Origin of the sequence: Caballeronia sp. INDeC2 (assembly GCF_023631325.1) — a bacterium.
In the GTDB taxonomy this organism is placed as follows: domain Bacteria; phylum Pseudomonadota; class Gammaproteobacteria; order Burkholderiales; family Burkholderiaceae; genus Caballeronia.
Genome location: NZ_JALQDG010000001.1, coordinates 117,121 through 137,983, shown reverse-complemented (window position 1 = coordinate 137,983; position 20,863 = coordinate 117,121). Strand labels below are relative to the sequence as shown.

Here is a 20,863-nt window from a genome sequence, read left to right as displayed (position 1 = left end):
GTCGGTGACAGAGATGACGTTAAGGGAAATCTATTTTACGATGGTGAATCCCCTGCCTGTGCTTTCGCGCTTCATGCAATCGACCCGATCCGCTGCTTCCGACGACGAAGAAAACCTCGACGCCCACGACGCCACCGAGGAAAAAACGCGCTCCGGCATCCAATCGATCGAAGTCGGCTTCCGGCTGCTCGACGTGCTCACCAACGAGCCGCGCGCGATGATGCTACGCGATCTCGCGCAGCGTGCAGGCATGAGCCCGGCGAAGGCGCATCGCTATCTCGTGAGTTTCTTGCGGCTCGGCGTCGCGTCGCAGGATCCGGTGTCGGGGCGCTACGAGCTCGGCGGATTCGCGTTGCAGATGGGGCTGGCGCGGCTGGCGCGCGTCGATGGCGTGAGGCTCGCGCGCATCGCGCTCGCGGACATGCGCGACCGGCTCGATCAGACCGTCGGCATCGCCGTGTGGGGCAATCAGGGGCCGACGGTCGTGCACTGGATGGAATCGAGTCATCCGGCGAAGGCGTCGCTCAAGCTCGGCGACGTGATGCCGCTGCTCTCGTCCGCGACCGGCCTGCTCTTCGCCGCCTATCTGCCGCGCAGCAAGACGCAGCCGATGCTCGACCGCGAACTCGCCGCCATGAAGCAGACGATGGCCGATGTCGAACCGCTGCTCGCCGAGGTGCGCGAGCATGGGGCGGCTCGCGTCGAAGGCATGCTGCTGCCGACGATCCACGCGTTCTGCACGCCGGTCTTCGACTCGACGGGCGAACTCGCGCTCGGACTCATCGCGCTCGGGCACGAAGGCACGTTCGATACGCGCTGGGGCGGTGAAATTGATTCCGCTCTGCGAGAATGCGCGGGCGGCCTGTCGTATGAACTGGGTTACAAGGCGGGCGAACGCTGAGCGCGCTCGTCGATGCGGGTAAGGAACATCGCTTCCATCGCGCGTGTCATACCCGTTTCGCCTGATCCGCGATAGCCGTCTTTCACGCCTGAACGATGTCACTGTTTCCATTCCGCCGTCCTCGCCCCGCGTCGGGCGAACCGCCCGATGCCGCTTCCGAATCCGCCACCCCGCGACGCTGGGGGCGCTGGGCGCTGGCCGTGCTGATCGTCGCCGGCCTGCACTGGAGCGCGGTGCGGTGGATCGAGCACAATCGGCAGCCGACGAACGCGCCGCCCGAAGCACCGCCGGTGCAGGTGGAGTTGCTGACGCCCAAGCCGATTGCGCCGCCTGCGCCGACGCCCGCCAAACAGGCTGCTCCCGTGCCGACGCCGCCCAAGCCCGCCGCGCCCGCGCCCGTACCGAAAGCGGCTCCCGCTCCGGCTCCCGTATCGACCGCGGCGACGCCTCAGCCGGACGCGCCTGCGCAGGCGTCCGCGCCCGCGCAAGCGCAAGCGCAAGCGCCATCGCCCGCATCGCAACCCGTCGCCGGCTCCGGCGACAAGTTCAGTGTTCCGCCCACGGGCGAGTTACGTTACGACACGCTCGTGAACGGCATGATGAACCAGACGGGCACGATCCACTGGATCAACGACGGCCAGCATTACGAAATGGTCGTTTCGATTCCGCTCCCTTTCGTCGGTCCGTATGTGTATTCGAGCAAGGGCCATATCGACGGCTTCGGCATCGCGCCGGAACAGTATTCCGAGCAGCGCGGCCGCCGCGCCGCCGATATCGCCATCTTCAATCGCGAGACCAAGCAGATCGTCTACACGAAAACGCCGCAGAGCCAGCCGCTGGCGGACGGCGCGCAGGACCGCTTCAGCGTGGTCATGCAGTTGGCGAGCCTCGTGCGCGGCGCGCCGGACAAGTACAAGCCGGGCGTCACGCGGCAATTCAGCGTCGCGGACAACGACAGCAACGAGATCTGGCCGATCGAAACCGTGGGCGACGAAACCGTGCAGGCGCGCGGCGGCTTCACGACCGCGCGACATTTCACGCGCTTGCCTCGCAAGGAAGGCGATCGCCGCAAGCTCGACATCTGGCTTGCGCCGTCGATCGGCTGGCTGCCCGTGCGGATTCTGCAAACCGAGCCGAACGGAATGCAAATCGAGCTGCTCTGGGCGGGCAACTTCACGCCGCCGTCGACGGCGGGACAAGCTGCCGCCTCGGGCACGCAAGCTGCGTCTGAGGAATCCGCGCCCGCCGCACCGGCAGTCTCCGAGTCGGGCAAACCGTAACGCGGGCACATGCAGTCCATCGGAAACAGCATCGCAAACCGCAGTCTTTACGGAGCCGATATGCAGTTGACGATCAATCGCATAGACACACGCTACGTTCTCGACAACGAAGGCGGCGGCCCCTGGCTCGTCTTCATCCATCAGCTTGCCGGCGACCTCTCCGTCTGGGATCAGATGGCCGGTTATTTCCGCCACGACTTCACCGTGCTGCGCTACGACTTGCGCGGTCACGGCGAGACGGCCGTTTCGCCGGATCCATTCACGATCGACGACCTCGCCGACGATCTCGCCGAACTGCTCGACAAGCTGGGCGCGCCGTCGGCGCATGTGGTCGGGCTGTCGATCGGCGGCATGGTCGCGCAAAAGCTCGCGATCAACCATGCGGAAAAAGTGGAATCGCTGACGGTCGTGGGCGCGCCGGCCTTTATCCCCGAGGACGCGCGTCCGACATTCGCGCAACGTGCAGCCTCCGTGCGCGAACGCGGGACAGCGAGTATCGTGGATGCGACGCTCGAACGCTGGCTCACGCCTGAATTCCGCAAGGCGCATCCCGAAGTGGCCGAGCCAATCGGGGATACGATCGCGCGCACGCCCGCCGAAGGATTCGCACGCGCTGCAGAGGCCGTCAGCCGTTTCGACGCGCGAGACGAACTGGCCTCAGTGAGCAAGCGCACGCTCGTCGTTGCGGGTGAGCACGATGTTGGCACGCCGCATGCTGCTTCGAAGGTGGTCGCGGACACGGTGCCCGGCGCGCGATTCGAATTGCTCAACGCGGCGCACCTTCCACCGGTGGAGGAATCGCAACGCTTTTCCGCATTACTGGCGGCTTTTATTCGCGATTCCACGTAACTCTCCTGCTTTTGCTGCAAAAGTAAGCCTCGATACAACCGGCATCACGTCGAGGCCACCCCTTGAATTCCAACCCAGTCGCTCCAACTAAGCGTCAGGATTGCCACGGAGCAAACAAGGAATAAGGAGTGTCGCCATGCAAATGATCTACAACAGCCCCAACTACTGCGTCGTCGAATTCCCACCGCAAGACAACCATCTCGCCATGAAGGCGGGCGGCTACGAGATCGTCGACAAGAACACGCAGCGGGAGATTTTCATCGACGGCGCGCTTGCCGCGAAGTTTCGCGAGCACGTGCAACAGTTGATCGCGGAAGAACCGTCGCTCGAGGATGTCGACGAATTCCTCGGTCAGTTCGATATCTTGATGAATCAACCCGTCGTGCTCCACTGATGCATGCACGCGCGCGGGCGGCTCGCCGCCGTCCGCGCCCGCCGCCGCGCGGACCCGCGGTTCAGGCGACACCCGCCGTTTCTCCAAAGACCCCGCCCTTGCAGGCGGGGTTCTTTTTTGCGCGGCATCGCGCCCGCGCGCGCCCGTTCGCCAAAGGCGACCGCCCCGCGCTGCGGCTACAATGTCAGGCTAATTCACACTTGGTGCAGGCCTCGTCCGTCATGACCCAGAACGCCCTTCCGAAAGCCCTCGCGCGCGCCTACACGCGCGGCGCCGCGCTGCCCGCGCTGCTGCAAAAGCGCATCCTGATTCTCGACGGCGCGATGGGCACGATGATCCAGCGCTACAAGCTCGACGAAGCCGCGTATCGCGGCGAGCGCTTCAAGGACTACGGCCGCGATATCAAGGGCAACAACGAGTTGCTGTCGATCACGCAGCCGCAGGTCATCCGCGAGATTCACGAGCAGTATCTGGCGGCGGGCGCCGATATCCTCGAAACGAACACGTTCGGCGCCACGCGCGTCGCGCAGGCCGATTACGGCATGGAAGACCTTGCCGCCGAGATGAACATCGAATCGGCGAAGCTTGCGCGCGAAGCCTGCAACAAGTATTCGACGCCGGACAAACCGCGCTTCGTCGCGGGCGCGATCGGACCGACGCCGAAGACCGCGAGCATTTCCCCCGACGTGAACGACCCGGGCGCGCGCAACGTCACCTTCGACGAACTTCGCGAGGCGTACTACGAACAGGCGAAGGCGCTTCTCGATGCGGGCGTCGACCTGTTTCTCGTCGAAACGATCTTCGACACATTGAACGCGAAAGCCGCGTTGTTCGCGCTCGATCAACTCTTCGACGATACCGGCGAACTCGTGCCGATCATGATCTCGGGCACCGTCACCGATGCATCGGGCCGCATTCTGTCCGGGCAAACGGTCGAAGCGTTCTGGAACTCGCTGCGTCATGCGAAGCCGCTCACGTTCGGCCTGAACTGCGCGCTCGGCGCGGCGCTGATGCGCCCGTACATCGCCGAACTGGCGAAGCTGTGCGACACCTACGTCTCCTGCTATCCGAACGCGGGCCTGCCGAATCCGATGAGCGACACGGGATTCGATGAAACGCCGGACGTCACGTCGGGATTGCTGAAGGAATTCGCGACGGCGGGGCTCGTAAATATCGCGGGCGGCTGCTGCGGCACGACGCCGGAGCACATCGCGCAAATCGCGAAAGCGCTCGCTGAAGTGAAGCCGCGCGCCTTCCCGTCGCAATATCGCGAGGTTGCGTAATCAGCGCGCCCGACATCGAACAAGAGATAACAGACATGACCGATCACACGATGCGTCTCTCCGGCCTCGAACCGTTCAACGTCACCGACGGCTCGCTCTTCATCAACGTCGGCGAGCGCACGAACGTCACCGGCTCGAAGGCGTTCGCGCGCATGATCCTGAACGGCCAGTTCGACGAAGCGCTCGCCGTCGCGCGGCAGCAGGTCGAAAACGGCGCGCAGGTCATCGACATCAACATGGACGAAGCCATGCTCGATTCGAAAGCCGCAATGGTGCGCTTTCTGAATCTGATCGCGTCGGAGCCGGACATCGCGCGCGTGCCGATCATGATCGACTCGTCGAAATGGGAAGTGATCGAAGCAGGCCTGAAGTGCGTGCAAGGCAAGGCGATCGTCAACTCGATCTCGCTGAAGGAAGGCGAAGATGCGTTCAGGCATCACGCGAAGCTGATCCGCCGATACGGCGCGGCATCGGTCGTGATGGCGTTCGACGAGCAAGGTCAGGCGGACACGTTCCAGCGCAAGACCGAAATCTGCAAGCGCTCTTACGACATCCTCGTGAACGAAGTCGGCTTCGAGCCCGAGGACATCATCTTCGATCCGAACATCTTCGCAATCGCGACGGGCATCGAAGAGCACAACAACTATGCGGTCGATTTCATCAATGCGACGCGCTGGATCAAGCAGAACCTGCCGCATGCGAAGGTGAGCGGCGGCGTGTCGAACGTATCGTTCTCGTTTCGCGGCAACGATCCCGTGCGCGAGGCGATTCATACCGTGTTCCTGTATCACGCGATTCAGGCGGGCATGGACATGGGCATCGTGAACGCGGGCCAGCTCGGCGTGTATGCCGATCTCGACCCGGAGTTGCGCGAGAAAGTCGAAGACGTCGTGCTGAATCGCCGCGAGGACGGCACGGATCGTCTTCTCGAAGTCGCCGACAAGTTCAAGACCGGCGCGGCAAAAAAGGAAGAGAACCTCGAATGGCGCAACCAGCCGGTCGAGGCGCGTTTGTCGCATGCGCTCGTGCACGGCATCACGAATTTCATCGTCGAAGATACTGAGGAAGTGCGCGCGAAGATCGAGAAGGCCGGCGGCCGTCCGATCAACGTCATCGAAGGGCCGTTGATGGACGGCATGAATATCGTCGGCGACCTGTTCGGCGCGGGCAAGATGTTCCTGCCGCAAGTCGTGAAATCGGCGCGCGTGATGAAGCAGGCGGTCGCGCATCTGATTCCGTTCATCGAAGAAGAGAAAAAGCGGCTCGCCGATGCCGGCGCGGACGTGCGGCCGAAGGGCAAGATCGTCATCGCGACCGTGAAGGGCGATGTGCACGACATCGGCAAGAACATCGTGTCGGTCGTGCTCCAGTGCAACAACTTCGAAGTCGTCAACATGGGCGTGATGGTGCCGTGCGCGACCATCCTTCAGAAAGCGAAGGAAGAAGGCGCGGACATCATCGGGCTTTCCGGCCTCATCACGCCGAGTCTCGAAGAGATGGCTTACGTCGCATCGGAAATGCAGCGCGACGAGTATTTCCGCGGCAAGCAGACGCCTTTGCTGATCGGCGGCGCGACGACTTCACGCGTGCATACCGCCGTGAAGATCGCGCCGCATTACGAAGGGCCGGTCGTGTACGTGCCGGATGCGTCGCGTTCGGTGTCCGTTGCGTCGAGCCTGCTCTCGGACGAAGGCGCGACGAAGTATCTCGACGAACTGAAGAGCGACTACGAGCGCATCCGCACGCAGCACGCCAATCGCAAAGCGCAGCCGATGGTCACGTACGACGAGGCGCGCGCCAACAAGACGAAGATCGACTGGAGCGCGTACGCGCCGAAGAAGCCGACCTTCATCGGGCGGCGCGTATTCAGGAACTATGACCTCGCGGAACTGGCGAATTACATCGACTGGGGCCCGTTCTTCCAGACGTGGGATCTCGCGGGCCCGTATCCGGCGATCCTCAACGACGAGATCGTCGGCGAATCGGCGCGGCGCGTGTTCTCCGATGGCAAATCGATGCTCTCGCGCCTGATTCAAGGCCGCTGGCTCACGGCGAACGGCGTCGTCATGCTGCTGCCCGCGAACACCGTGAACGACGACGACATCGAGATCTACACGGACGAATCGCGCTCGCAAGTCGCGATGACGTGGCGCAATCTGCGTCAGCAAAGCGTGCGTCCGGTCGTCGACGGCGTGATGCGCCCGAACCGCTCGCTCGCCGATTTCATCGCGCCGATGGACTCGGGCGTGAAGGACTACATCGGCCTCTTCGCGGTGACGGCGGGCCTGGGCGTCGACAAGAAGGAACAACAGTTCGAAGCCGACCACGACGACTACAGCGCGATCATGCTCAAGGCGCTCGCCGATCGTTTCGCTGAAGCGTTCGCCGAAGCGCTGCACGCGCGCGTGCGCCGCGAATTGTGGGGCTATGCGTCGAACGAAACGCTCGACAACGAAGCGCTGATCGCGGAGAAGTACGTCGGCATTCGTCCGGCGCCGGGCTATCCGGCGTGCCCGGATCACCTGGTCAAGCGCGATATGTTCGAAGTGCTTCAGGCGGACGAAATCGGCATGAGCGTGACCGAATCGCTCGCGATGCTGCCTGCCGCGAGCGTGTCGGGTTTCTATATCGCGCATCCGGACAGCACGTACTTCTCCGTGGGCAAGATCGGCGACGATCAACTCGCGAGCTATGCCGAACGCATGGCGCTCTCAACGGCCGATGCCGAACGCGCGCTCGCGCCGCTGCGTTGAAGAACATATCGCGCGCGTGATGACGGGAATATGCACGGAACCGGCGGGAAATTTTTGGTTTCCGTAGACTTGTCAGCGCGAAAGGCCGTCGCCACGACGGCCCACGCACTCTTTTCGTCAACGGAGAAAGTCGCATGAAGAAGATGACGTCCGCCGTAACCGTAGCTTTCGCCGCAGCCTTGCTCGCAACGTCGAGTTCGGCTGTTTTCGCGCAAGCGAGCAGCACTCAGGCGTCTTCGTACTCGCCGCCGCAGTCGGAGCACAAGAAGAAGCCGAAGAAGCCGAAAAAACCGCGCACGCCTGCGAAGCCCGCCGGGGCGGAAAGCGGCCAGTCGCAGTAATACGCAGTACCGCGACTACGCCGTCAGACGTTTCATCGGAAGAAAAAAACCCGCATCGGCGACGATGCGGGTTTTTGTTTTTCCAGCGCTCTCGAAAGCGAATCAGACGCCCCAGAGAATGTCCGTGTTGTGCTTTTGCGCGAGGCGCAGCATGTCCAGGAACGGATAAGCGCGCTGCGCGAGTCCGATGGGAATCTCGTGCGGCTCGTGGCCTTCCTCGCCTTCGTGAAAATGGCCGTCGTGCTCGGCGCGCACTTTCTTGTCGGTGACGATGGCCGCTTCGAGTTTCTGAATTGCCGAAGGCAGTTCGTCATGTGTGATGACGCCCCGCTCGTTGAGCTGCTTGCCGATGATGCCGAGCAGATACTCCGCGAGGTCTTCGAGCATCATGACATCCGGTGCGGCCGGAGTTTTGAATGTGATGAGCATGGCATGGTCCTTTTGTTTATGTTGGGTCATAGGCGGTTTGCAAACGAAACGCGCAGACGAGCCGGTCTCCCTGACAACATGACGACACCCTGATTCGACATATTAGCACCTGCTAAAATCCCCACTTTATGTGGCAGCCGATTCTGTTCGGCTGCGAACATCACATACCGGGGTCGACGCGCCGCAAAGTCGCCCGTCCGAGTCGATGCAGACGCCGGCACGCGCCGCGTCAGCGCCCGCTCCACTGGATCACATTCAGCATGCTGCCCGCACATAAACACACTCTCGAAACGCTCATCACCGACGCGGTCAAGCAGGTCGCGCAAGCCACTCAAGGCGCCAGCGAAGCGGCCTTCGTCGCGCCCACGATCGTCCTCGAACGACCGAAGGTCGCGGCGCACGGCGACGTGGCGTCGAATGTCGCGATGCAGCTCGCCAAGCCGCTGCGCGCGAATCCGCGCCAGCTCGCGCAGCAGATCGTCGATGCGGTGCTCGGCCTTCCGGCCGCCAAGGGTCTCGTCGAGAGCGCCGAAGTGGCGGGTCCCGGCTTCATCAATCTGCGTCTTGCCGCCACGGCGAAGCAAGCGGTGATCCCGGCCGTGCTGGGTGAAGGCGCGAGCTTCGGCCGCTCGACGCGCGACGCGGGCAGGCATGTGCTCCTCGAGTTCGTTTCGGCGAATCCGACGGGTCCGCTGCACGTCGGCCACGGCCGTCAGGCCGCGCTCGGCGACGCGCTCTCGAACCTGCTCGAAACGCAAGGCTACGACGTGCATCGCGAGTTCTATTACAACGACGCGGGCGTGCAGATCAACAACCTCGCCGTCTCGACGCAACTGCGCGCGCGCGGCCTCAAGCCGGGCGACGCCGAGTGGCCGGAAGCCGCGTACAACGGCGAGTACATCGCCGATATCGCGCGCGATTACATGGCGGGCGAAACCGTCGCGGCGAAGGACGGGGAGCCCGTCAAGGGCAAGGGTGACGTCGACGATCTCGAAGCCATCCGCCATTTCGCGGTCGCGTATCTGCGTCACGAACAGGACATGGATCTGACCGCGTTCGGCGTGAAGTTCGACCAGTTCTATCTGGAGTCGTCGCTGTACAAGGAAGGCCGCGTCGAGAAGACCGTCGCGGCGCTCGTCGATGCAGGCAAGACCTACGAGCAGGACGGCGCGCTGTGGCTGCGCACCACCGACGACGGCGACGACAAAGACCGCGTCATGAAGAAGTCCGACGGTACGTACACGTACTTCGTGCCGGACGTCGCGTATCACGTGACCAAATGGGAACGCGGCTACACGAAGGTCATCAACATCCAGGGCTCGGACCATCACGGCACGATCGCGCGCGTGCGCGCCGGCCTGCAAGGACTGGGCATCGGCATTCCGAAGGGCTATCCCGACTACGTGCTGCACAAAATGGTGACCGTCATGCGCGACGGCCAGGAAGTGAAGATCTCCAAGCGCGCGGGCAGTTACGTGACGGTGCGCGATCTGATCGAATGGTCGGGCGGCCTCGCGCCGGGTCACGAGACCGCGCCTGATCAGATCGACGAAGACACCATCCGCCGCGGCCGCGACGCCGTGCGCTTCTTCCTCATCTCGCGCAAGGCGGATACCGAATTCGTGTTCGACATCGACCTCGCGCTCAAGCAGAACGACGAAAACCCGGTCTACTACGTGCAATACGCGCACGCGCGCATCTGCACGATTCTCAACGACTGGAAGGAACGATACGCGGGCGACGTGTCGAAGGCGGCGCAAGCCGACCTTTCGCCGCTGTCGAGCGATCGCGCGATGGCGCTGCTCAACAAGCTCGCCGAGTTCCCCGAAATGCTCGCCCACGCCGCCGACGAACTCGCGCCGCACGCGGTCGCGTTCTATCTGCGCGACCTCGCTGGCGAATTTCACTCGTTCTACAATGCGGAGCGCGTGCTCGTGGACGACGAGAAGGAACGCACCGCGCGTATCGCATTGCTGGCGGCGACACGCCGGGTTCTGGAAAACGGTCTCGCGACCATCGGCGTTTCCGCTCCTCAAAAAATGTAATCGTCCGCCGCCCCGCTGCGCGCGCCGAAATTCGGAGTTTTCAGCGTGCGCGGACGGGAGCCTGGCGCAGGCGTGCCTTGTCCCACGGCTATAATCGTCGCCCAACCAGAAGACTTTCTCGCAGGTGATTCATACGATGGCAAAACCACGCCGCACATCGAAGCAGTCGAAGCAAACCGGGGGAACGTTTATCGGCATCGTGCTGGGCCTGATCGTCGGCCTCGCGATTGCCGTGATCGTCGCGCTGTACATCACGCGCGCGCCTACGCCGTTCGTGGCGAAGGTCGCGCCGCCGTCGGAAGCCAACTCCGCGCCCACCGCCGCGCAGCCGTACGACCCGAACCGCCCGCTGCAAGGCAAGACGCCGGGCCAGGCGGTGCCGCAAGCCGCGCAGCCCGCGCCGCCGAACACCGCGCCGGGCCAGACCAACAATCAGACGCAGTCGTCGGGCATGCTCGAAGAGCCGCAGATCGTCGAAGTGCCGCCTTCGGGCGGCACCGCATCCGCGCCGAAGACCGCGAGCACGACGCCCGCGAAGAAGCCCGACAACGCGCCGAACGCAACGAGCAACGCGAACGCCAACGCAAACGGCAACGCCACGCCGCCGAAGGCCGGCTCCGCGCCCGCCACGGCGAAGGCCACGCCGCCCGCGCCCGGCGAACCGAACACCGGCTATTTCCTGCAGGTGGGCGCGTACAAGACGCAAGCGGATGCCGAGCAGCAGCGCGCGCGCCTCGGCTTCCAAGGCTTCGAATCTAAGGTCACCCAGCGCGATGCGGGCGGCGTGACGTACTACCGTGTGCGCATCGGGCCGTTCGCGAAGTTCGAGGACATGAACACCGCCCGTCAGCGCCTGTCCGATGCGGGCGTCGATACCGCCGTCATCCGTTTCTCGAAGCAATAACGCGGCGAAGAAGTCGCGTGTGCGCGCGGCCGCGAGACGGCCGCGCAGGCGCAAACGCCCTGCGCTTAAGGGTGGCTTAAGCGTCGTATGTCCCACTTATGGACCTGCTTTTGTTCCGTCGCGTACCCATTGCGTACTCTCTTCAATCATGAAAAAAATCTTTAGCGCGTTGGCTCTCTCCCTTGGCATCGCAGCCGCATCGATGAGCGTCGCGAATTCGACGATGGCCGCGCCCGCCGCCGGCAAGGACTACACGGTGCTGCAAGCCGCTCAGCCGATCGGCGCGCCCGCGGGCAAGGTCGAGGTCATCGAATTCTTCTGGTACGGCTGCCCGCACTGCAACGAGTTCGAGCCGTACATCGAGGCATGGGCGAAGAAGCAAGGTCCGGACGTGGTGTTCAAGCGCGTGCCGGTGGCGTTCCGCGACGACTTCATTCCGCACTCGAAGATGTATCACGCGCTCGACGCGCTCGGCGTTGCCGAGAAAGTCACGCCGGCCGTGTTCAACGAGATCCACGTGAAGAAGAACTATCTGCTTACGCCGCAGGCGCAGGCGGACTTCCTCAAGACGCAGGGCATCGATCCGAAGAAGTACATGGACGCGTATAACTCGTTCTCGACGCAAAGCGCGGTGCAGCGCGACGCGAAGCTCCTGCAGGATTACAAGATCGACGGCGTGCCGACGATCGTCGTGCAGGGCAAGTACGAAACCGGTCCGGCAATGACCAACAGCCTGCCGGGCACGACGCAAGTGATGGACTTCCTCGTCCAGCAAGTCCGCGACAAGAAGCTGTAAATCCGCACGCGCCGGCATGCCTGCAGTTCGCCTGAAGGTCTTCATCACCGGCGCATCGAGCGGCATCGGCCTCGCATTGGCCGAGGAATATGTGAAGCGCGGGGCCGTGCTCGGCCTCGTCGCCCGCCGCGCCGATTCCCTCGCGGCCTTCGCGGCACGCCATCCTCAAAGCACCATTTCGATCTACCCCGCCGACGTGCGCGACGCCGATGCGCTCGCCGATGCCGCGCGCCGCTTCATCGCGGAACATGGCTCGGCGGATATCGTCATCGCGAACGCGGGCATGAGTCGCGGCGCGCTGACGGGCCACGGCGATCTCGACACCTTCCGCGCCGTGATGGACGTGAACTACTTCGGCATGGTTGCGACGTTCGAGCCGTTCGTCGCGTCGATGACAGCGGCGGGGCACGGCACGCTCGTCGGCATTGCGAGCGTCGCGGGCGTGCGCGGCTTGCCGGGCGGCGGCGCGTACAGCGCGTCGAAATCGGCGGTGGCGAAGTATCTGGAAGCCTTGCGCGTCGAGATGCGGCCGCTCGGCGTGGCCGTCGTCACGATCGCGCCGGGCTACGTGCGCTCGGAGATGACCGCGCACAATCCGTATCGGATGCCCTTTCTCATGGACGCCGACCGCTTCGCCGCGAAAACCGCCGACGCGATCGAACGCAAAGTGCGCTATGCGACCTTTCCCTGGCCGATGCGCATCGCGGGCATGCTGATGCACGCGATGCCGCGCTGGCTCTACGACGCGCTCGCCGAGCGCGCGCCGCGCAAGCCGCGCGCGGACGAGTGACAAAAAAGCCGGCTGCGCAAGAACACAGCCGGCTTTTCATTTGCGGACCGCCTGACCGGAATCGATCTCCGGCCAGGTCATCGGTACATCAGAACGCCACGTAAGCCGGATTGTTCGGCAACTCGTATCCGACATACACGTGCCGGCCGAAGAAGAACGGCAGGCCGAAGTCGAAGAAGTTGGACATGCCCAGCCGCCCGCCGAGACTATTGAAGGCGAACTTGGTCTTGCCCGAGGTCAGCGTGCTTGCGTTGGCGAGCAGGAACGGCACGACGGCGCTGTTGCCTTCCGTGCCGACGATCGTCGTCGACAGCGACTGCTGCGAGCTCGGACAATAGAACGCGGTCGACCCCGAGCACGACGGGAAGTTGTCCTGGAAGAAGTTGCCGTTCGATCCTGTGTCGAAGAACGTTTTGTACGTCTTCCCCTTGTATGTGCCGCTCAGGTCGCCGTACGGATCCGTGCCGTACTTGGTCACGCCGCTGACCGCGTTGTTGCTCTGCGTGCCGATGCCGAATATCAGCACGCCGGTCGCACTGGCCGCGCCGTTATCGGGAACCGGCGGCAACTGCACGATCACGCCGTTGTTATTGACCGCGAACTTCGTGACGGGATTCGTGACCTGCTGCGCGAGCGGCACCGCGACGGCCGTGCAATTCGCGCCGTTGCTGCACGAGAAGTACATCGCGTTGAGCGACGTGCTCACGCATCCGTTGCCGCAGTCGTACGCCTGCGGGCCGATGCCGAGAATGCCGTTCGCGCCGATGTCGCCGGTCGTGTTCTCGTCGTTGCCGGACGGACAGCCGTTATCGCCGGTCGGCGCCGCCGATGCGTCCAGGTCGCCGATGATCTGAATCGGCACGTTCGACGCGATTTCGGTACCCATCTTCACGTCGGCGGTGCGCACGGTGCCCCACGTGTAGCCGTCGGCGAAGCCCGCGCATTCGGCGAGCTGCCCGCCGTTCGATGCGCGCGATTGAGGCAGGCTGCCGAGCACGGACTGCGCCGCCGAGCCGAGAATGCGCAGGCCGAACGATGCCGTATCGACCTGAATGTTGTCGATCTGCTGACACACCGTCGTGCCCGGCGCGCACACCGTCACCGATACGTTCGGGATGTTGACGAAGCCCGCGACGCCGGGGTTGACGTTGATCGGCACCGCGTTCGTGCCATTGGGCGCGATCGGCTGCGCGTTCGCGCTGCTGGTGGTCGAGCTGCCGCCGCCCGAGCCGCCGCCGGAACCACCGCCCGATGAGCCGCCGCTGCTGGAACTGGAGTCGTCGCCGCCACCGCCGCCGCAGGCCGCGAGCATGACGGAGAGACAGAGCGCGCCGAGCCAGCGGGCAAAGCCGCCGCGTCGGGAGGAAGAGAGAGCGGGATGGCCGAGTGTCGTTCGATGCATACTGAGTCTCCCGTCGCTTACTGGATATCGCTGGCGGACACGCCGGCGGGCAACGATTGCGGCAGATACGCGCTGCCCGCGAACGAGCCCATGTGACCGCCCGATTCCACGACGAGCCCTGAATCCTGCACGCTCACCGGCCCACGGCTGCCGCGCGCGGCGCGCTGCGCCTTCAGGCCTTGCTGGTACTGCGGGAAATAGCTGCCGAGAAGGCTTGCGAGATCCGGCACGCGCGGCCCGTGCCACGCGACGCCGAACACCACGCCTTGCGCGGACAAGTATTCGTTGACGACCGTGCCGCTCGCGAGCGTGGTCGTGTGAACGGTGTAGTTCGATGCCGCTGCCGACGCTGCGTTCGACGCACCGCTTGCGACCGCCGCCCGCGCGACCGCGTTCGTGGACGCGGTGCTGGCGCCTTGCGGCGCGGTCATCGGCTCGCCGCCGAGCACTGCATAGGCGGGCTCTGCCGCGCACACGCTCAACGCGCTTGCGACCAACGCGAGCGCGCTTACAAGATGCCCATGACGGGATTGCTTCGGTGCCTTCACTGGGCCTCCTATCGGTTATCGGTCGGCCGCGCGCCCTCTGCTTGCGGCCGGCTCTCGACGATTGAGTGACAGATGCGCCACCGCATTTCGCCCCCGTTTTTCGAGCGCGAATACCATCAGTATGCCAGCCACGAGGAATAGACCAAACGTTCGCAAGCGCACACAATAAAAAACGCGAAGCGCAATGGTATGCGCTTCGCGTGGCTTTGCAACGCTGCGTAGGTCGAATTGACGACTACATGCAAAACACCTCAGAAGCCGAGGCTGGCAAGCAGATCGTCCACTTGCGACTGATCCTGCACGACGTCGCTGCGCCCTTCCGGATTGATCTGCGGCCCGTTGAGCAGGCTCTCCGGACTGCCCGTCGCCGACGACATCAGCGCCGCCGCCGATGCCGCGAACTGCTCGCGGCGCTCCGGCGCGATATTTTCGAGCAACACGCCCAGCAATTGCTGCTCGATCAGATACACGACGTCCGTGATTTTCTTGATCACCTGCCCGGTCAGATCCTGAAAGTCCTGCGCGAGCATGATTTCAAGCAACTGCGCGTTGGTCGCCTGCGTCCGCTCGGGCACGCTTTGCAGGAACGTGCGCGTCTGGGCGAGCAACTCGCCCGCCTCGTTCTGCGCGAGCGGCGCGTCGTACCACTTGGCCCAGCGTGCGTCGAGCGCCTGCGCTTCGGTCTGCATCGCTTCCTGCACCGGCTTCGCGAGTTCGATCGCGTTGAGCGCGCGCTCGGCGGCTTGCTCGGTCATCGTCGCGACATATTTCAACCGGTCGCGGGCGTCGGGCACGGCTTGCGCGGCGGCTTCGACCTGCTTGTCGAGACCGAGCTCGCGCATCGAGTCGCGCAAGGTGCGCGTCAGTTGTCCGATGCGCGCGAGGATGCGATCGCTCGACACATCGCTCTCGCTTTCGGCAACCGCGGCTGCGAATTCAGTGGTCAGATCGTTCACGATCAGCTCCCGGCTTTGGCCATCTTCTCGAGAATCTTGGAGAGCTTCTCGTCGAGCGTGGCGGCCGTGAAGGGCTTCACCACATAACCGTTCGCGCCCGCTTGCGCCGCCGCGATGATGTTCTCCTTCTTCGATTCCGCCGTCACCATCAGCACCGGCAGATGCGCGAGCGTCGCGTCCGCGCGGATCTGCTGCAGCATCGACAGGCCGTCGAGGTTCGGCATGTTCCAGTCGGTGATCACGAAGTCGAAGCCGCCGCCGCGCAGCCGCGCGAGACCCGCCGCGCCGTCTTCGGCTTCGTCGACGTTGCCGTAGCCCAGTTCCTTGAGCAGGTTACGCACGATACGGCGCATCGTCGGAAAATCGTCGACGACGAGGATCTTCATGTTCTTGTCCATCTTTACTCCCTTGAGTTCTCAACGCGGCGGCGCCGCTTAAATCCAAAGTTCAGACGCGCTGCACGCGTTCGCCCATCGAGGCAAGCCGCGCCATGACGCGCCGGCTCATTTCAGAGAGCGGCGCGACTTCGCTTGCGCCGCCCATTGCTATCGCTTCGCGCGGCATGCCGAACACCACGCAACTCGCTTCGTCCTGCGCGAGCGTGTAGGCGCCCGCCTGCTGCATGTCGAGCAGACCGGCGGCGCCGTCGCGGCCCATGCCGGTCAGGATCACGCCGATGGCGTTCTTGCCCGCGTGCTGCGCCGCCGAGCGAAATAGCACGTCGACAGAAGGCCGATGCCGGTTGACCGGCGGCGCATCCGACAGGTGCGCAACATAGTTCGCGCCGCTTCGCGCGAGCACCAGATGCGCGTGGCCCGGCGCGATATACGCGTGACCCGGCAGCACGCGCTCGCCGTGCTCCGCTTCCTTCACGGTGATGCGGCACAGCCCGTTCAGGCGCTGCGCGAAGGACTTCGTGAAGCCCGGCGGCATGTGCTGCGCGATCAGCACCGCGGGCGCATCGGGCGGCAGCGGCACGAGCACTTCGCGAATCGCTTCCGTGCCGCCCGTCGATGCGCCGACGATCACGAGCTTTTCCGTCGACACGAGCGGGTTGTTGAAATGCGGCGCGGGCTTGTGCGCAGCCGCGTTCGCAGGCGCGCTCGCCGTATGCGCGGTCTGCTTCACGCGCGCACGCGAGGCCGCGCGGATCTTGTCCGCGAGCTTTTCGGCGTAATCGAGCATGCCGTCGCGAATGCCGACCTTCGGTTTCGTGACGAAATCGACCGCGCCGAGTTCCAGCGCGCGCAGCGTGATTTCGTTGCCGCGCTCCGTCAGCGACGACACCATCACGACCGGCATCGGCCGCAGGCGCATCAGCTTCTCCAGAAAATCGAGGCCGTCCATGCGCGGCATTTCGACATCGAGCGTGAGCACGTCCGGGTTGTGCAGCTTGATCAGCTCGCGCGCGACAAGCGGGTCCGGCGCGGTCGCGCACACGTGCATGTCGGGCTGCGAGTTGATGATCTCGGTCATCAGGCTGCGCACGAGCGCGGAGTCGTCGACGCACAGCACTTTGATCTTCGGCGCGTGGGCGAGTGTCATGCTTCCTCCACGGTCTTCATGCGCGATGCGAACAGTTCCACGCGCGGGCGCTTCACGTTCGATGCATGCGTCGTGAACAACTCGGCGCGCGGCTTTGCGGCCGTCGCGTTCGACTGGAACAGTTCGACGCGCGCGCGCGCCTTCGCGAGCCGCTCGGCGCGCTCCTCGGGCGTGCGCTGCACGAGCGCCTGCTCGCGTTCGACCACGATCGGATCGTGCGCGGTCTTCAGTTTCTTCACCATCACCTGGCCCGAGCGCGGCATGAACGCGACCTTTCGCGGATGCATGCCCTGCAAATCCTCGGCGACGATGCGAATCTTTTCCAGCGCGAGATAGCGCCGCACGAACTCCGAATTGCGATCGCCGATATTGATGGTCGTCATGCCCGCGAGCACCGCGCCGCCGCCGAACACTTTCGCTTCGAAGCGCTCGCGCCGGCCGCCGCGCTTGATGAGCTCGTTGATGAGCACTTCCATCGCGTAGGCGCCGTAGCGCATCGAATCGGACGATGCATGCGACGCGTCGGAACCGTCGTCGGGCAACATGAAGTGATTCATTCCGCCGATGCCCGCCGTGCGGTCGTTGATGCATGCCGCCACGCACGAGCCGAGCACCGTGACGAGCACCATGTCTTCGCTCGTCATGTAGAACTCGTTCGGCAGGAGCTTCACACCCGGCTTCTTGAAATGATTGTCGAAGTAAAGGTTCGACGCGATCGGCAGTCCGCTCATGCCGCTTCCCCTGCGAGCGCGCGCTGCGGCTTCGCCGTCGCCTTCAGGTCGCGCGACAGCTCGTACACGGTCTGGCCGCGCAGCCTGAACGCCTGCGACACATACGTGAAATTCTCCGAATGTCCCGCGAACAGCAGCGCGCCCGGCTTCATCAGCGGCTCGAAGCGCGAAAGCACTTGCCCTTGCGTCGGCTTGTCGAAGTAGATCATCACGTTGCGGCAGAAGATCGCGTCGAACGGGCCTTTCACGTCGTAACGCGCTTCCGTCAGATTGACGCGGCCGAAGTTCACCATCGCGCGCAGTTCGGGGCGCACTTTCACGAGACCGGCGTGAGAGCCCGTGCCCTTCAGAAAGAAGCGCTTGAGACGCTCGGCGGGCAACGCCTTCACCTGATCGAGCGAATACACGCCCGCTTCGGCCTTCGCGAGCACCTGGCTGTCGATGTCGCTCGCGAACACCGTGCACTGGCGCGCCGCGTGCTCGCCGAGCGCTTCGACGAGCGTCATCGCGATGGAATACGGCTCTTCGCCCGTGGACGCCGCCGAGCACCACACCGAGAACGGCTGCTGTCGGCGCTTAACGAACTCCGCGAGAATCGGAAAGTGATGCGACTCCCGAAAGAACGCCGTGAGGTTCGTGGTCAGCGCGTTGACGAACGCTTCCCACTCGGCGTTGTCCTCGTTCGTTTCGAGGCGGTCGAGATACTGTTTGAACGTATCGATGCCGCAGGCGCGCAGTCGGCGCGCGAGGCGGCTGTACGCCATGTCGCGTTTATGGTCCGACAGCGAGATGCCCGCGCGCCGATGAATCAGCTCGCGAATGCGGGCGAAGTCCGCCGCCGTGAATTCGAAATCGCGCTCGACTTCAGGGCCGCGCACACCGGCGGGCAAGTCGTTACGCGGGTTGCGCGTTGCCATCATGATGTTTCGTGCTTCCTTGACACCCCAAGCGGCGCCGGATGTGGCGCGTTCATCGCGCTCGGCCATCCGGGTTCGCGCATTGCGTGCGTTTCGGTGAAACGCCTGCTGTCGATTGTGATGCGCGTCGCCTGCATGGCCGTGTTCGGTTTCGGATTCGGTTAAAAGGTTTCCCAGTCGCCGTCGTCGGCGGTGGTCGCCTTGGCGCGCGGCGCGGTAGCCGGCTTCGCGGCGCTGACGGGCTTCACCGCGGGCTTGCCTGTTTCCTTGATAACGGCCGCTTCCGGCGCAACTTTCGCGTTCGATGCCGACTTTGCGTACTTTTCGGCTTTCGGCGCGACGGCAGCCGACGAAGGCTCGACGCGCGCAGCCGGCGCCGACGCCTTGATGCGCGCCGCCGCGGTCGATGCGCTCGCGCGCACCGGCGCCGCGCTTTCCAGACGCCATTGCGCGACCACGTCCTTCAACTGGCGCGTCTGCTCTTCGAGCGACGCCGCGGCGGCCGCGGCCTGCTCGACGAGCGCGGCGTTCTGCTGCGTCACGCTGTCCATCTGCGTGACGGCGCGGTTGACCTGCTCGATGCCGTCGGACTGCTCCTCCGACGCCGCGCTGATCTCGCCCATGATGTCGGTCACGCGGCGCACCGCCTGCACGATCTCGCCCATCGTCTGACCGGCGCGCGCGACGAGTTCCGTGCCGCTGTCGACCTTCGCGGCCGAATCGCCGATCAATGTCTTGATTTCCTTCGCCGCCGCCGCGCTGCGTTGCGCGAGCGAGCGCACTTCACCCGCGACCACCGCGAAACCGCGGCCTTCCTCGCCCGCGCGCGCCGCTTCGACGGCCGCATTCAACGCGAGAATGTTGGTCTGGAACGCGATGCCTTCGATCACGCCGATGATGTCGACGACCTTGTTCGAGCTCGACGCGATCGCGTGCATCGTCTCGACGACCTGCTCGACGACCTCGCCGCCCCGCGACGCGATATCCGACGCGCTCACCGCGAGCTGGCTCGCCTGGCGCGCGTTGTCGGCGTTCTGCTTCACGGTGCTCGTCAGCTCTTCCATGCTCGACGCCGTCTCTTGCAGCGACGCCGCCTGCTCTTCCGTGCGCTGCGACAGATCCGTGTTGCCGCTCGCGATTTCATGCGCACCGACATCGATCGATTCCGCGCCGCGATGCACCGAGCCGACCATCGCGGTCAAGTTGGCGCGCATGCGCTCGATGCCCGCGAACAGGCGGCCGATTTCGTTGGTCCTGTCCGTATGCGCGGACTGCGTGAGATCGCCGCGCGAGATGCGGTCGAAGTGATCGACGGCATCGTTGATCGGCTTCACGATCAGGCTCGAAAGCGCCATGCGCGTGCCGATCAGCATCAGCACCGCGAGCACGAGCACCGCGCCGATCGTCATGTTGAGCGCCGCGATATGCGAGTCCGCGCTCGCACGCGAACGCTCCGCGTGCTCCTGATGCGACGCCACCGCGGCCGTCACGGCCTGATCGAACGAGACGAACATCGGGCTGATCTTCGTGTCGGCGATCGCGTGATACGCGGCCATGTCGTTCGCGCGGATCGCGGCGAATTCCGGCTCGACGCCGGTCTTCACGAGCGCATCGCGTTGCGCGACGAGCGCGTCGAACGTTTCCTTCGGCAGCGTGGGCTTCGGCGTGTCGAGATAGAGCTTCCAGTTTTCGTTGCTCTTGTCGAGCAGATACTGGCCGCGATCGATCGCTTTCTTCGCTTCTTCCGTGCTGCCCGCTTCGGTGAGCGAACGCACGCGGTCGAGCGTGATGCGCGAGCGCAGCAGATACGACGACGTTTCCGAAAGCGCGCGCATCGCGACCAGATCCTCCTGCGCGAGCGACGCGAGCGACGCACCGGCGGAGTTGAGGCCGAAGAGCGCGAGCGCGCCGATGAGCGCGGCGCATCCGGTGAACAGCAGGCCGACGAGCGTGAGCGTCGTGCGGATCGACAACTTCTTCAACATGGCTTCTTTCTCGC

20 protein-coding genes are annotated in these 20,863 nt (G+C 64.4%); 11 read left to right on the top strand and 9 right to left on the bottom strand.

Annotated features, from left to right (window positions below):
• Positions 1-13: 13 nt before the first annotated feature.
• The 7 genes from NCS28_RS00670 (at position 14) to NCS28_RS00640 (ending at position 7,801) form a co-directional block, all read left to right on the top strand.
• The gene (locus NCS28_RS00670) at positions 14-901 is read left to right on the top strand and encodes an IclR family transcriptional regulator (protein ID WP_250511965.1); all 888 of its coding nucleotides are present in this window, start codon (positions 14-16) and stop codon (positions 899-901) included.
• A gap of 95 nt (positions 902-996) precedes the next feature.
• Complete coding sequence (locus NCS28_RS00665; RefSeq protein ID WP_250511964.1) at positions 997-2,181, top strand: DUF3108 domain-containing protein; 1,185 nt, start codon at positions 997-999, stop codon at positions 2,179-2,181.
• Between the two features lie 60 nt (positions 2,182-2,241).
• The gene (locus NCS28_RS00660) at positions 2,242-3,030 is read left to right on the top strand and encodes an alpha/beta fold hydrolase (protein WP_250511963.1); all 789 of its coding nucleotides are present in this window, start codon (positions 2,242-2,244) and stop codon (positions 3,028-3,030) included.
• A gap of 136 nt (positions 3,031-3,166) precedes the next feature.
• The gene (locus tag NCS28_RS00655; RefSeq protein WP_008351849.1) at positions 3,167-3,424 is read left to right on the top strand and encodes a BTH_I0359 family protein; all 258 of its coding nucleotides are present in this window, start codon (positions 3,167-3,169) and stop codon (positions 3,422-3,424) included.
• Positions 3,425-3,645: 221 nt separating this feature from the next.
• A complete protein-coding gene (locus NCS28_RS00650) occupies positions 3,646-4,707 on the top strand; it encodes a homocysteine S-methyltransferase family protein (protein ID WP_250511962.1) in 1,062 nt (353 codons plus the stop codon).
• Between the two features lie 35 nt (positions 4,708-4,742).
• Entirely contained in the window at positions 4,743-7,460 is a 2,718-nt protein-coding gene (gene metH / locus NCS28_RS00645) for a methionine synthase (RefSeq protein ID WP_250511961.1), read from the top strand.
• 134 nt (positions 7,461-7,594) lie between these two features.
• On the top strand, positions 7,595-7,801 hold the full coding sequence (locus NCS28_RS00640) for a hypothetical protein (RefSeq protein ID WP_250511960.1): 207 nt from the start codon (positions 7,595-7,597) through the stop codon (positions 7,799-7,801).
• A 102-nt stretch (positions 7,802-7,903) separates the two neighbouring features.
• Here the strand turns inward: NCS28_RS00640 and NCS28_RS00635 are convergent, their stop codons facing one another.
• Positions 7,904-8,230 carry a DUF1840 domain-containing protein gene (locus NCS28_RS00635; RefSeq protein WP_250511959.1) on the bottom strand — a complete coding sequence of 109 codons (327 nt, stop codon included), beginning with the start codon at positions 8,228-8,230 and terminating at the stop codon, positions 7,904-7,906.
• 260 nt (positions 8,231-8,490) lie between these two features.
• Between NCS28_RS00635 and argS the strand changes: the two genes are divergently transcribed.
• From argS to NCS28_RS00615, 4 genes are all read left to right on the top strand, one after another.
• Positions 8,491-10,275, top strand: coding sequence for an arginine--tRNA ligase (argS, locus tag NCS28_RS00630; protein WP_250511958.1), 1,785 nt, complete (start codon positions 8,491-8,493; stop codon positions 10,273-10,275).
• 136 nt (positions 10,276-10,411) lie between these two features.
• Positions 10,412-11,179 (top strand): SPOR domain-containing protein, encoded by a 768-nt coding sequence (locus NCS28_RS00625; protein WP_250511957.1) that lies wholly within the window; start codon positions 10,412-10,414, stop codon positions 11,177-11,179.
• 148 nt (positions 11,180-11,327) lie between these two features.
• Positions 11,328-11,975 (top strand): thiol:disulfide interchange protein DsbA/DsbL, encoded by a 648-nt coding sequence (locus NCS28_RS00620; RefSeq protein ID WP_250511956.1) that lies wholly within the window; start codon positions 11,328-11,330, stop codon positions 11,973-11,975.
• A 16-nt stretch (positions 11,976-11,991) separates the two neighbouring features.
• Positions 11,992-12,765 (top strand): SDR family oxidoreductase, encoded by a 774-nt coding sequence (locus NCS28_RS00615; RefSeq protein ID WP_250511955.1) that lies wholly within the window; start codon positions 11,992-11,994, stop codon positions 12,763-12,765.
• An 88-nt stretch (positions 12,766-12,853) separates the two neighbouring features.
• Here NCS28_RS00615 and NCS28_RS00610 read toward each other — a convergent pair whose 3' ends face one another.
• From NCS28_RS00610 to NCS28_RS00575, 8 genes are all read right to left on the bottom strand, one after another.
• Positions 12,854-14,167, bottom strand: coding sequence for a DUF3443 domain-containing protein (locus NCS28_RS00610; RefSeq protein WP_250511954.1), 1,314 nt, complete (start codon positions 14,165-14,167; stop codon positions 12,854-12,856).
• A gap of 17 nt (positions 14,168-14,184) precedes the next feature.
• A complete protein-coding gene (locus tag NCS28_RS00605; RefSeq protein ID WP_250511953.1) occupies positions 14,185-14,715 on the bottom strand; it encodes a DUF2844 domain-containing protein in 531 nt (176 codons plus the stop codon).
• Between the two features lie 251 nt (positions 14,716-14,966).
• Positions 14,967-15,671 (bottom strand): protein phosphatase CheZ, encoded by a 705-nt coding sequence (cheZ, locus tag NCS28_RS00600; protein WP_250511952.1) that lies wholly within the window; start codon positions 15,669-15,671, stop codon positions 14,967-14,969.
• Positions 15,672-15,673: 2 nt separating this feature from the next.
• The gene (cheY, locus tag NCS28_RS00595; RefSeq protein WP_250511951.1) at positions 15,674-16,069 is read right to left on the bottom strand and encodes a chemotaxis response regulator CheY; all 396 of its coding nucleotides are present in this window, start codon (positions 16,067-16,069) and stop codon (positions 15,674-15,676) included.
• 49 nt (positions 16,070-16,118) lie between these two features.
• Positions 16,119-17,216, bottom strand: coding sequence for a protein-glutamate methylesterase/protein-glutamine glutaminase (locus NCS28_RS00590; protein WP_250511950.1), 1,098 nt, complete (start codon positions 17,214-17,216; stop codon positions 16,119-16,121).
• Positions 17,213-17,947 carry a chemoreceptor glutamine deamidase CheD gene (cheD, locus tag NCS28_RS00585; protein WP_250511949.1) on the bottom strand — a complete coding sequence of 245 codons (735 nt, stop codon included), beginning with the start codon at positions 17,945-17,947 and terminating at the stop codon, positions 17,213-17,215. Before cheD ends, NCS28_RS00590 begins: the two co-directional genes overlap by 4 nt.
• Entirely contained in the window at positions 17,944-18,867 is a 924-nt protein-coding gene (locus NCS28_RS00580; protein WP_502801131.1) for a CheR family methyltransferase, read from the bottom strand. Before NCS28_RS00580 ends, cheD begins: the two co-directional genes overlap by 4 nt.
• Before the next feature lie 158 nt (positions 18,868-19,025).
• Positions 19,026-20,849, bottom strand: a complete 1,824-nt coding sequence (locus NCS28_RS00575; protein WP_250511948.1) for a methyl-accepting chemotaxis protein — start codon at positions 20,847-20,849, stop codon at positions 19,026-19,028.
• Positions 20,850-20,863: the final 14 nt, after the last annotated feature.